Below are 12,300 nucleotides of genomic sequence, written 5' to 3'. Positions count from 1 at the left end.
GGTGGTGACCGAGCCACGATTAATGCCATAATGTCCTATCAAAGTGCGCTAGTGTGGCAACCACGCGCACGCCGCCGTTCGCCCCGCCCCGCACGCCCCGAACCAATGGAGTTGACGCCGTGAACACACCAGCCGCCGAGCCCACCGGCCTCCGCATCGGCACCGCTCCGGACTCGTGGGGCGTGTGGTTTCCAGACGATCCGGCGCAGGTGCCCTGGCAGCGCTTCCTCGACGAGGTGGTGCAGGCGGGGTACGAGTGGATCGAGCTGGGGCCGTACGGCTACCTGCCCACAGACCCCGCGCAGCTCGCGGACGAGCTCGGGTCGCGCGGCCTGAAGCTCTCAGCGGGTACCGTGTTCACCGGGTTCCACAAGGGTGAGGATGAGTGGAAGCGCGCCTGGGATCAGGCGCTCAACGTCGCGGGTCTCGCGTCTCAGCTGGGCGCCGAGCACCTCGTGGTGATCCCCGACCTGTGGCGCAGTGACGCGACGAGCGAGCAGCTTGAGGCGCGCACCCTCACGGACGCACAGTGGGGCAAGCTCGGGGCGGGACACGACCGGCTCGGCAAGGCGCTGTTCGAGGAATTCGGGATGCGGCAGCAGTTTCACTCGCACGCCGACAGCCACGTCGGAACCACCCGGGAAGTGCTCCGCTTCCTCGACGAGACCGACCCGCGCTACACGAACCTGTGCCTCGACACGGGCCACTTCGCCTACTACGGCGGCGACAACCTCAAGCTCATCGCCGAGCGCCCCGACCGGATCGGTTACCTGCACCTCAAGCAGGTCGATCCGACGCTGCTCTTCGACGTGCTGAAGAACGATCAACCGTTCGCGGAGGCCGTCGCCGATGGGATCATGATCGAGCCGCCGCACGGGATCCCGGATCTCGCCCCGATCATCGAGGCGGTTGCGGGGATCGACCCGAGCATCTTCGCCATCGTGGAGCAGGATATGTACGGCTGCGGTGTGGACGCCCCGTTCCCGATCGCGCAGCGCACGCGCGAACACATTTTCAGCTGCACGCACCTCGCGCGGATCTCCTAGCCGAGCGCGCCACACGGTCGCGCATCCGCGCGGACGCCGCGCTACCAAGACCCTCTCACCGGCCGCGGCGCCGTAGCCGCCGGCCCAGACACTGATTGAAGGACACGCACATGACTGAAGAACTTCGCGTCGCCGTCGTCGGCGCCGGCATGATGGGCGCCGACCACATTCGTCGCATCACCGAGCGGATCAGCGGCGCCCGCGTCGCGGCGATTGTCGAGCCCGACGCCGGGCGGGCCGCCGCCGCGGCCGAACGCGCTCCCGGAGCGCTCGCGTTCGCGGGACTCGAGGAGGCGATCGCGGCCGACGCCATCGACGCGGTGCTCATCGCGACTCCCGGTCAATTCCACGCGCCGGTGCTGCGCCCCGCGCTCGAGGCGGGCCTGCCGATCCTGTGCGAGAAGCCGCTCACGCAGGACTCGGCGTCGTCGCTTGAGATTCTTGAGCTTGAGCAGCGGCTCGACCGGCCCCACATCCAGGTGGGGTTCATGCGCCGATTCGATGCCGAGTACCAGCAGCTCCGCGAGGTGATCGCGTCGGGCGATTCCGGTGAGCTGCTCATGGTGCGCGCCGTGCACCGCAACCCCTCGGTCCCGGAGAGCTACACGCAGCAGATGCTGATCACCGACTCGGTGGTGCACGAGTTCGACGTGGTGCCGTGGCTCGCCGGATCGCGCGTTGTCAGCGTCGAGGTGAAATTCCCGCGCCGCAACTCGCTCGCGCCCGAGCGCCTGCGCGAGCCGATCCTCGTGATCATGGAGCTTGAGAACGGCGTGCTCGTCGACGTCGAGATGAACGTGAGCGTGCAGTTCGGGTACCAGGTGAGCACGGAGGCGGTGCTCGAGCGCGGCGTCGCCCGCATCGGTCAGCCGTCGGGGATGCAGCGCTGGGAGGCCGGTCAGTTCCTCGTAAAGGAGCACGAATCGTTCACCACGCGCTTCGCTGCCGCCTACGACGCGCAGATCCAGCGCTGGGTTGACGCGGTGCGTCGCGGCGACCTCGTTGACGGCCCGAACGCCTTCGATGGCTACCTCGTCGCGCTGTCGTGCGAGGCGGGGGTGCGTGCGCTCACCACACCCGGTGCGCAGCCGGTCACTGCCGTCGAGCGCCCCGCGTTCTACGCGTAGACTCGGCTGCCCGGCTCAGCCGCCGCTCGCCGCCCGTCGGCGGCCGCCGTCCCGGCCCCCGACACCGCTGTACCGCCCCACTGCCCATCGCCCGCCGCAGCCGCCACGCGCGGCGGCAAGACCGCTCAGGAGCCCCATGGTCCGCATCGCCCTCGACCCGACGCCGTACAACGACACGGTCGCGCTGACTGACTTTCCAGACCTCGCCGCCCGACTCGGTTACGAGTACCTGCAGCTCACGCCGAACCCCGATTTCGGCCGTCACTTCCACTACCCGAAGCTCGACGATGCGCTCGTGGCGACGCTGAAGCGGCGGGCACGCGACGCGGGCGTGACGATCACCTCGCTGCTGCCGGTGCAGCGCTTCTCTTGGCCGGAGGAGCCGCAGCGCGCGGCCGCGGTGCGCAACATGACGCGCTACATCGAGCTCGCGGCCGAGCTCGGCGTGCCCGTGGTCAACACCGAGTTTTCGGGGCGTCCCGAGCGCGAGGAGGACTCGGAGGCGGGCTTCTACCGCTCCATGGCCGAGCTGATCCCCGTGCTCGAGCGCGAGGGCGTCACCCTCAACATCGATCCGCACCCCGACGACTTCGTCGAGGACGGGCTCGAAGCGTGGCGCGTCATTCGCGGGCTCAACACCGCGCGGGTCGGCTTCGTGTACGTCGCCGCGCACAGCTTCCATATGGGGGATCGCGCCGCGACGCTGCTCCCGGAGATCGGCGACCGGCTCGGCGCGGTGTACGCCTCCGACACACTTGATCACACGCGCTCGAACGCGCTCCGCTACATCACCAACCCGCCCGGCAACGCGGTGCGCGTGCACCAGCACCTCGCGATCGGCGACGGCGACGTGAACTGGGATGAGCTGTTTGGCACCCTGCGGGCGACCGGCTACCTCGACCGTGAGGACGCGCTCATCGTGTCGAACGTGTTTGCCGAGGACGAGCGCGCCGACGAGATCTCGCGGTTCCAGCTGGCCCGGATCCGGGAACTGGTCGCCGGCTAACTGGGAGGAGTGCGCTGCCGGCCGCGCGGTGTGGTGGCCCGCCGGTGCGGCGGCTCGCGGTGCGGTAGCCCGCCGGTGCGGCGGGCTACGACACCAGGAGGTAGGCGGCGCCCAGGACGGTGCAGCCGATGACCGCCCAGTCGAAGGCCCGCTGCTTGATGCGCGACGCGATCCACCGCCCGAGCAGCGCCCCGAGCACGACGCCGGGCGCGAGCACGAGATCGAGCATGAGCAGCTCCGGCGTGATCAGGCCGAGGCCGATCGAAATCGGCAGCTTGGTGAGGTTGATCACGGCGAAGAACCAGGCCGCGGTGCCAAGGAACGCGTGCACGGGGAAGCGCGCGGCGAGGAAGTACATCGACATCACTGGCCCGCCGGCGTTCGCGACCATCGTGGTGAAGCCGCCGAGCGTGCCGTAGCTCGCGGACGCGAGGCGCCCGGCACCCGGCGCAGTTGAGGCGTCCGGCGCTGCGGCTGCCCCGGTCGCGCGGGCGGCGGCGCTGCGGCCCCGCTGCCACAGGGTGACCGCGACCACCATGAGCAGGATCACGCCGATCACGCGGCGCACCCAGGCGTCGTCGGCGACGGCGAGAAACAGGGCGCCGAGTGCCAGCCCGGCGAGCACCGCTGGGATGAGCCGCAGCAGCGTGGGCCAGTGGGCGTACTTGCGGTAGCTCAACAGCGCGAACGCGTCGCCGAGCAGCAGCAGGAGCAGCAGCGCCCCGGTCGAGTTCCGGGCGGGGAGCACGGCGGCGAACGCTGCAATCGAGAGCGTGTTGATCCCGGGGATCGCCGTTTTCGAGAGGCCGACGAGCGCGGCGGCGGCGGCCAGCAGCAGCCACGCGGCCGGAGCGAGATCGGGGAGCGTCATGGGGTCACCCTAGCGGATCACTCGATTTGTACAAATGTCACGACATAGTAGACTCGTTGGAGCGCTCCGTAGACGCGGGGCTTGCGTGACGAGGGAGTCCACATGCCGACAGGCACCGCCCAAGCCGGACGCGCGGCGCTACCGCCGCTGACTGACGGGCCGCACCGGAGACGTCTGGGGCTCGTCGCGCTCATCGCGACGTTCGGCGGGCTGCTCTTCGGCTACGACACCGGTGTCATCAACGGCGCGCTGCGGCCCATGGCCGCGGAGCTCGGGCTCACTCCGCTCACCGAGGGCGTGGTCACCAGCTCCCTCGTGTTCGCCGCCGCGTTCGGGGCGATGGTGGGCGGCCGGCTCTCCGACGGCTGGGGGCGGCGCAAGACGATCATCCTGCTCGCGAGCCTGTTCTTCGTCGGCACGGCAGCCGTGGTCGCGGCACCGGGCCTCGCGCTGCTCGTCTGCGGTCGCGTGCTCCTTGGGCTCGCGGTCGGCGGCGCCTCCACGGTCGTTCCGGTCTTCCTCGCGGAGCTCGCGCCGTACGAGATCCGCGGCTCGATCGCCGGCCGCAACGAGCTCATGATCGTTGTGGGACAGCTCGCAGCCTTCATCGTCAACGCCATCATCGGAAACACGCTCGGCCACCTCGACGGGGTGTGGCGCATCATGTTCGCGATCTCGGCGTTGCCGGCGATCGCGCTCTTCTTCGGCATGCTGCGAATGCCGGAGTCCCCCCGCTGGCTTGTGCAGCGCGGGCGCACCGCGGAGGCGCGGCGGGTGCTCGCGACGATCCGCAGCGAGGAGCGCGCGGACGCCGAGCTCGCCGAGCTCGCGACGAACACCGACAGCGAGCAGCACCAGCGCGTGCTCGGCTGGCGGGCGGTGCTCACCAACAAGAACCTCGTGCGCATCCTGCTCATCGGCATCGGCGTGGGCATCGCCCAGCAGCTCACCGGCATCAACTCGATCATGTACTTCGGACAGACCGTGCTCATCGAGTCGGGCTTCGACGAGAGCGCCGCGCTCATCGCAAACGTCGCCCCCGGCGTCATCGCCGTCATCGGAGCGCTCATCGCCCTGTCGATGATGGACCGGGTGGACCGCCGCAAGACGTTCATCATCGGCTTCACGCTCACCACGCTGAGCCACCTGCTCATCGGGCTCGCGTCAACGCTGCTCCCCGTCGGCTCGCCCGCGCGGCCGTGGGTGATCCTGCTGCTCGTTGTGGTGTTCGTGGGATCGATGCAGACCTTCCTCAACGTCGCCGTCTGGGTCTACCTCTCCGAGATCTTCCCGCTGCACATGCGCGGCTTCGGCATGGGGGTCTCGGTGTTTATGCTCTGGGTCACGAACGGCTTCCTTTCCCTCTACTTCCTGTCGCTCGTCGACGCAGTGGGGATCACGGGGACGTTCTTCCTGTTCGCAGCCGTCGGGGCGCTCGCGCTGTTCTTCGTGTGGCGCTTCGTCCCCGAGACGCGCGGGCGCACGCTCGAGGCGCTCGAGGAGGACGTGACCACCGGGGCGATTTACACGCGATAGCCCGCGGTCCGGCGGAGCGCAGCTCGCGCAGGAGATCCGAACTCAGGCGGGTGGATTCGAGAGAATCTCTCCGCCTGAGTTCGGATCTCCTGCGCGAGTTCGGATCTCCTGCGCGAGCGAGGCGCGTGCGCGCCTACGCGGGGCTCGTCAGCGCGGCGTTCGCCCGCGTGAGCACGTCTGCGGCGACTTCGAGCCCCTCGATCCTGCCGAGCGACACGTCCTCGTGCTCGATGTTCACCCACATGTTCGGGTCGACGTCGCGCAGGGCGCTGAGAAACTCCGTCCAGAACGCGGTGTCGTGCCCGCGGCCGAGGGCGACGAAGTCCCAGGCAGAGTTCTTGGGCCACTCGTTCGCCCACTCGTCGCCGCCGAGGTTGGTGCGGGGTTCGGCGGGGTCGAGGCGGCGGAACGAGTTGTCGAGCACCCCGTTCAGGCGCGCCCACTCGGGATTGATGCGCACGTCCTTCGCCGCGGCGTGCAACACGAGGTCGCCGAGGTGGCGCACAACCGCGACGGGGTCCATCTGCTGCCAGAACAGGTGGGACGCGTCGAGCTCGACGCCGACGTGGGTGGCCCCGGTGCGCTCGATCAGCTGGTGCACGTCGGCGGAGTTGAACACGAGGTTCTGCGGGTGCAGCTCGAGTGCCACCTTTACGCCGTGCTCTGCGGCGAAGCGATCGGTCTCGCGCCAGAACCGCGCCGCGACGTCCCACTGGTAGTCGAGCACGTCGAGCGCCGCGGAGTTCCAGGCGTTGACCACCCAGTTGACCACGGTCGCGCCGGGCTCCCCGCCCGGGAGCCCGGACATGGTGACCACCCGGTCCTGCCCCAGGCGCTCCGCGAGACGGATCGAGCGCCGCACGTCGGCGGCGTGCGCGTCGCCGATCGCCGGCTTCGGGTGGAGCGGATTCCCGTTGCAGTTGAGCCCGGCGATCTGCACCCCGGTCCCCTCGAATTGGCCGAGGAAGTCGTCGCGCGCGGTGTCCGAGGTGAGCACCTCGTCGAGCGTTGGGAGGTGCGTGGCGGGGAGGAAGCCCCCCGTGTTCAGCTCGATGCCCGTGAGGCCGAGCTGAGCGACGACCTCGATTGCTTCGGGGAGTGTGCGGTCGTGCAGGATCGCGTTGTAGACACCAAGTTTCATGGTTCAGTGCTCCTGTGCGGTGACGGGGACGGTGGCGCCGCCCAGGGCGGCGGACTCGGCGACGGCGGCGAGGAACTCGATGTTGTGCACGCCGTCGGCGAAGCTGCGGCAGCGCGGCAGCGACTCCGCGGTGGGGATCCCGGCGACCTCCTCGATGAACGCGCGCGCCTGGTGCACGAACAGGTCGTTCTGGCCGATCCCCACGCCGGGGGCGTCCATTGCCCAGCCGCCGACGTAGTGCGGGTGTGCCGGGCCGAGCGCGACCGTGCGGTACCCCGCCACATCGCCCTGCTCGTCGTGGAGCATGACCTGCACCTGGCCCGGGTTCGTCTGCGACCACCGGGCTGCGCCGCGTGAGCCGAACACCTCGAGCGTGAGGTCGTTCGGGTGCCCGGCCGCGACGCGCGACACCTGGAGGGTGCCGACGCAGCGGGCAAAGCTCGCGTTGAACGTGGCGTAGTCGTCGTTTGTGACGGGTGCGCGCTCCTCGCTGACGTTGCCGCGGGTGTGGCCCACGACCTGCCCGAGCGGCTTGGGCCGCTCGGTGATCGAGGTGTGGAAGCGCCCGCCCGACACCTCGGCGACCGGGCCGCACAGGTACTCGGCGAGGTAGCTCAGGTGGCTGCCAACGTCGCCCAGCGCGCCGGAGCCCGCGGGGCCCTGGTAGCGCCAACTGATCGGCGCGTCCGGCCGGCAGCCGTAGTCGGTCCAGTAGCGCCCCGAGAAGTGGAGCAGCTCGCCGAGGCGGCCGTCGTCGATGAGCGTGCGGATGAACTCGATACCCGGGGCGCGGAGGTAGCTGAAGCCGACCCGGGCGATGAGGCCGCGCTCGGCCGCGGCGCCCGCCGCTGTGGCCATCGCGCGCGCGTCCTCGAGCGAGTCGCTGAGGGGCTTCTCGCACAGCACGTGCTTGCCCGCAGCGAGGAGGCCCTCGACGATCTCGCGGTGCAGCGAGTTCGCGACGACGACGCTGACGATGTCGATCTCGGGGTCTGCGGCGACCGCGCGCCAGTCGGTGTCGAAGCGCGAGAACCCGTAGCGAGCCGCGGTCTCCCGGGCGAGCGGCTCGTACGCGTCGGCGATTGAGACGAGGCGGATCTCGGGCAGAACGGGGCGGTACAGCGTGGTGGCCGCGCGGTAGGCGGCGGCGTGCGCCTTGCCAGCCATTCCTGCGCCGATGACGGCAACGCCGAGCGAAGATGACACGGGAGCTCCTTTGCGATGGGTGAAGCGCGCCGGTGTTGGAGCGCTCCAATACGGGTAAAGTTAATGACGAAACATTGATCTGTCAATATGGCGGCAGCGCGTGAGCGCGGCACGAGACCGAGCGGAGGAAGCGATGGGCAAGCGACCGACCATCTACGACGTTGCAGCGCGCGCTGGCGTCTCGAAGTCACTCGTCTCGCTCGTGCTGCAGGACTCGCCGCGGGTGAGCCCCGACAAGCGGGAGGCGGTGCTGAGCGCGGTCGAGGCGCTCGGATATACCCCGAGTCGCCTCGCAGCGGGTCTCGCCGGATCGCGCACCCGCAGTGTGGGCGTCGTGATCGACGAGTTTGAAAACCTGTGGTTCGCGCCGGTGCTCGCCGGGCTTCGGGTCGCGCTCGCGGCCGAGCGCTACAGCCTCAGTGTCGCCGACGCCGAGCTCAACTCGCACCTCGACCTCGACCCGCTCGAGGCGTTCCGCGCGCTGCGCGTTGACGGGGTGATCCTCGCGGGCGAGGCGTCCGCCGCGGCGCTCGCGCGGCTCGGCGTCCCGGTCGTGGTGCTCGGCACCCGCGCGGTCGAGGTGCCGGGCATCCCCACGGTCGCCAGCGATGAGCTCGCTGGTGGCCGCCTCGCCACCGCGCACCTCGCTGAGCTGGGGCACTCCGATATCGCCTGCGTGAGCGCGCCCGGCGCCTCCGCGGCGGCGCGCGAGGCCGGGTACGCGGCGGAGATGCGCGAGCGCGGGCTGACGCCGCGAATCGCCCACGCCGCGCACACGAGCGAGGCCGCCGCCGGCCACGCCGCGGCAGCGCTGCTCGGCGAAGCGCGCCGCCCCAGCGCGGTATTCGCCGTCAATGACCCGATGGCGCTGGGCGTGATCGGGGCCGCAGCGCAGTGCGGGCTTGCTGTGCCGCGCGACCTCTCGGTGGTCGGCTACGACGACTCCCCGCTCGCGGCGTACGAACTCGTCTCGCTGACGTCGGTGAGCGGGGACCCCCGCGAGCTCGGCGAGGTTGCGGGGCGCGAGCTGCTCGCCCTCCTCGGCGGCGGGCAGGCCGCGCCGGCAACGCTCATGCCGCCCCGCCTCGTACAGCGCCGGTCGACCGCTCGGCGCTGAGCCCGCGGGGCGAGCGGGCGGCGCCCGCCCCGACCTTCGCCCGCTCGCCCGCTCGCCCAGCCCGAGGTTCCCCGCGCTGCCCCGCCGTCCCCTGAACCGGTCCAGAAACTCGACCGGGGGCTCGGCGCGCGGCTGATTCTCGTGTACTTTAGAGCTTAATGTCCTGACAAAGATCGCAGGCGATGCGCCCGTCGCGTTCGTCGCCCGCATCGCTGTCGGGGCGCGAACCGTCGACCCAGAGATCACGAGGACCCGCAATGACGCAGAACCCTGTTCGCTTCGGACTGATCGGAACCGGCCGCATCGGCCAGGTCCACGCCGCCAGCATCGCCGCCGCACCGGAGGCAGAACTCGCCTGGGTGGCCGACCCGTTCATTGACGGCGCCCGCGGCGTCGCGGAGCGCTTTGGGGGCACCGTGACCGCGAACCCCGAGGAGCTCATCGCCTCGGGGCAGATCGACGCCGTGCTCATCGCCTCGCCCACCCCGACCCACGTTGACCTGATCGAGGCCTCGATCCGGGCCGGGCTGCCCGTGCTCTGCGAAAAGCCGATCGACCTCGACATCGCGCGCGTGGACGCGCTGCGCCCGCTGGTCGCCGAGCGCGGCGTGCCCGTGGCCCTCGGCTTCAATCGCCGGTTTGACCCAAACCACGCCGCCGCCCAGGCGCGCGTCGCCGCCGGCGAGATCGGCGCGCTCGAGCAGCTCATCATCATCAGCCGCGACCCGGCGGCCCCGCCGGCCGCGTACATCGGTGTCTCGGGCGGGATCTTCCGCGACATGACCATCCACGATTTCGATATGGCGCGGTTTTTCGCCCCCGACATCGTCTCGGTGAGCGCGACTGGAACGCGCGCGTTCGACCCCGGTGCCCGCGAGCACGGCGACTTCGACACCGCGGTGACGACCCTCACCACGGCGTCCGGCGGGGTGATCACGATTGTCAACTCCCGGCACAGCGCGGTCGGCTACGACCAGCGCATCGAGGCGTTCGGCACGCACGGCCTGCTGCAGGTGGGAAACGTGCAGACCAACACGGTCACCCTGTCCACGGCCGCCGCGGTGGAGGCGCGTCCGGCCTACCCCGAGTTCTTCCTCGAGCGCTACGCCGAGGCGTACTCGGCCGAATTGCGCGAGTTCGTGAAGCTCGTGCGGGGCGAAGCATCGACCAGCCCGACGTTCGAGGACGGCCGCGCCGCCCTGGTTCTTGCCGACGCGGCGCAGCGCTCCGCCACCGAGGGCGTCGTCGTCCAGGTTGAGCTGTAGGCGGGCGCCGCTCATGGGGTACCGACTCGCCGCCTGCGCGGAGATGCTGTTCACCGATCTGCCAATTGCGGAGCGTGTGCGCCGCATTCACGAGCGCGGCTTCCTGGTCGAGATCTGGGACTGGAGCACCAAGGACCTCGCAGCGCTCGCGGCGACCGGGGCCGAGTTCTCGTCGATGACGGGCTACCTGCGCGGTGATTTCACGAGCGACGCCGGGCGGGCCGAGCTGCTGGCGACGGCGCGAGAGTCGCTGCGCGCCGCCGAGATCATCGACGTGCCGCGCCTCAACCTGCACGGCACCGGCTTGGGGGAGGGTGGGATCCCGGTGGTCCCGCGCGAATCCGTGGGCGGTGAGGACTGGATCCGCGCCGCGGCAACGCTGCGGGAGCTCGCCGAGCTCGGCGCGGCGGCCGGGCGCACCTTCGTGCTCGAGAACCTCAACCTGGCGGTGGATCACCCGGGAACCCCGTTCGCGCGGGCGGCCGACACGCTCGCGCTTGTGCGCGGGGTGGACCACCCGAACCTGCGGCTCAACCTCGATCTGTACCACGCGCAAATCGGGGAGGGAAACCTGATCGCCCTGGTGCGCGAGGCGCTGCCGTGGATCGGTGAGATTCAGGTCGCCGACGTGCCGGGGCGGTGCGAGCCCGGCACCGGGGAGATCCGCTACGAGGCCGTCGCCGCGGCACTGCGCGAGCTCGGGTACGCGGGCGTGATCGGGATGGAGGCGTGGGCGAGTGGTGAGCCGGAGGCAGCGCTCGACGCGTTCGCGGCGGCCTTCGCCGGCTGAGCTCCCGCGCACCGTAAGATGAGACGGGCGTAAGGAGGAGCAATGTCGGATCAGGCTGCAGCCACGCCGAGTGCGACCTCCCGCCCGCCAACGATTCGGGACGTCGCGCGCGTCGCCGGGGTGTCGAAGTCGCTCGTGTCGCTCGTGTTCAACGGCGGCGAGAACGTGAGCGAGGAGCGGCGGCGGCGCGTCGAGGCCGCGGCCGCGCAGCTCGGCTACCGCCCAAACCTCGTTGCGCAGTCGCTCTCGGCCGGGCGCCGCGATCTCGTGGCGATCTTTGTGTCCAACCTGCACAACCCGCTCTTCGCGGAGATCGTTGGAGCGGCGAAGGCGCGGCTCGCCGAGGCCGGGCAGCGCACGATGATCGTGAGCGCCCAGGTCGACGACGGCAGCGGTGCCACCGTGCTGGACCGGGACAATCTCGCGGTGCTGCGCGATCTACGGCCGTCCGGGCTCATCACCGTCGGCACGATGCCCGGCTTCGCCGAGCTCGCCGAGCTCACCGCGACCATCCCCACGGTGGTTGCGAGCGCGATCGACGCGACGGATGATGTGATCGCGACCGTGCGCAGCGACGACGACGCCGGCATCGACCTCGTCGTCGCGCACCTCGCCGAGCAGGGGCTGCGGCGGATCGCGTTCATCGGCGGCGACGGCGGCACCGTGTCGGCGTCTCGCGAGGCCGCGTTCCGGGCGGCGCTGGTGCGTCACGGCCTCGGCAGCGGCTGGGTTGAGCGCGCCGACTTCACGGAGGCTGGCGCGCGCCGCGCGGTCGAGCGGATGCTCACCGAGCAGCGGCTCCCCGAGGCAATCGTCGCGGTGAACGACCTCACCGCGGTCGGCGTGATCACGGCGCTTGAGGCGGCCGGAGTGCTCGTGCCGGGCGACTGCCGGGTGACCGGGTACGACGACACGAGCCTCGCCGCGATCCCGCGGATCTCGCTGACGAGTGTCGACCCCGACAACCGGCGGATCGGACGCGAGGCGGCCGAGGCGCTGCTTGCCGGCCGGCCGCGGCCTGCCGGCGAGGTGCTGATTCCGCCGCGGCTCGTGGTGCGGGCGTCGTCCGCGCCCGCCGCCTAGGATCCCGCCGCCCTCGCCGGCCCGGCCCGGCGGCCCCACCGGATCCGCCCGGCCCCGGCCCTCGCCGCCCCGCCCTTCGTCGCCCTGACCCTCACCGGCCCCGCCCGGCCCG

Annotated in this window: 11 protein-coding genes; 8 read left to right on the top strand and 3 right to left on the bottom strand. The window is 70.8% G+C overall.

Annotated features, from left to right (window positions below; all coding sequences use genetic code 11):
• The first annotated feature begins 119 nt into the window (after positions 1-119).
• The 3 genes from EV139_RS05250 (at position 120) to EV139_RS05240 (ending at position 3,179) form a co-directional block, all read left to right on the top strand.
• Positions 120-1,046, top strand: a complete 927-nt coding sequence (locus EV139_RS05250) for a sugar phosphate isomerase/epimerase family protein (protein WP_130453260.1) — start codon at positions 120-122, stop codon at positions 1,044-1,046.
• Between the two features lie 110 nt (positions 1,047-1,156).
• Entirely contained in the window at positions 1,157-2,173 is a 1,017-nt protein-coding gene (locus EV139_RS05245) for a Gfo/Idh/MocA family protein (RefSeq protein ID WP_130453259.1), read from the top strand.
• A gap of 136 nt (positions 2,174-2,309) precedes the next feature.
• Positions 2,310-3,179 carry a sugar phosphate isomerase/epimerase family protein gene (locus EV139_RS05240; protein WP_130453258.1) on the top strand — a complete coding sequence of 290 codons (870 nt, stop codon included), beginning with the start codon at positions 2,310-2,312 and terminating at the stop codon, positions 3,177-3,179.
• A gap of 85 nt (positions 3,180-3,264) precedes the next feature.
• Here EV139_RS05240 and EV139_RS05235 read toward each other — a convergent pair whose 3' ends face one another.
• Positions 3,265-4,050: a sulfite exporter TauE/SafE family protein gene (locus EV139_RS05235; protein WP_130453257.1), complete on the bottom strand. Its 786-nt coding sequence runs from the start codon at positions 4,048-4,050 to the stop codon at positions 3,265-3,267.
• Between the two features lie 102 nt (positions 4,051-4,152).
• Between EV139_RS05235 and EV139_RS05230 the strand changes: the two genes are divergently transcribed.
• Entirely contained in the window at positions 4,153-5,586 is a 1,434-nt protein-coding gene (locus tag EV139_RS05230; protein ID WP_130453256.1) for a sugar porter family MFS transporter, read from the top strand.
• A 133-nt stretch (positions 5,587-5,719) separates the two neighbouring features.
• On the opposite strand, the gene EV139_RS05225 is transcribed toward EV139_RS05230, so the two are convergent.
• Entirely contained in the window at positions 5,720-6,727 is a 1,008-nt protein-coding gene (locus EV139_RS05225; protein ID WP_130453255.1) for a sugar phosphate isomerase/epimerase family protein, read from the bottom strand.
• A gap of 3 nt (positions 6,728-6,730) precedes the next feature.
• Positions 6,731-7,933 carry a Gfo/Idh/MocA family protein gene (locus EV139_RS05220; RefSeq protein ID WP_130453254.1) on the bottom strand — a complete coding sequence of 401 codons (1,203 nt, stop codon included), beginning with the start codon at positions 7,931-7,933 and terminating at the stop codon, positions 6,731-6,733.
• 100 nt (positions 7,934-8,033) lie between these two features.
• On the opposite strand from EV139_RS05220, the gene EV139_RS05215 reads away from it, so the two are divergent.
• The 4 genes from EV139_RS05215 to EV139_RS05200 all read left to right on the top strand — a co-directional run bounded on the left by EV139_RS05215 (position 8,034) and on the right by EV139_RS05200 (position 12,188).
• Entirely contained in the window at positions 8,034-9,050 is a 1,017-nt protein-coding gene (locus EV139_RS05215; RefSeq protein ID WP_241988970.1) for a LacI family DNA-binding transcriptional regulator, read from the top strand.
• Positions 9,051-9,307: 257 nt separating this feature from the next.
• Positions 9,308-10,315 (top strand): inositol 2-dehydrogenase, encoded by a 1,008-nt coding sequence (gene iolG / locus EV139_RS05210; RefSeq protein WP_130453253.1) that lies wholly within the window; start codon positions 9,308-9,310, stop codon positions 10,313-10,315.
• 13 nt (positions 10,316-10,328) lie between these two features.
• A complete protein-coding gene (locus tag EV139_RS05205) occupies positions 10,329-11,105 on the top strand; it encodes a TIM barrel protein (RefSeq protein WP_130453252.1) in 777 nt (258 codons plus the stop codon).
• Positions 11,106-11,147: 42 nt separating this feature from the next.
• A complete protein-coding gene (locus EV139_RS05200) occupies positions 11,148-12,188 on the top strand; it encodes a LacI family DNA-binding transcriptional regulator (RefSeq protein WP_130453251.1) in 1,041 nt (346 codons plus the stop codon).
• Positions 12,189-12,300 lie beyond the last annotated feature (112 nt).

The sequence above is a fragment of the Leucobacter luti genome (genome assembly GCF_004217175.1).
Lineage (GTDB): Bacteria > Actinomycetota > Actinomycetes > Actinomycetales > Microbacteriaceae > Leucobacter > Leucobacter luti.
Note: the sequence above shows the minus strand (reverse complement) of the source record. Positions and strands in the feature narration are given on the sequence as shown.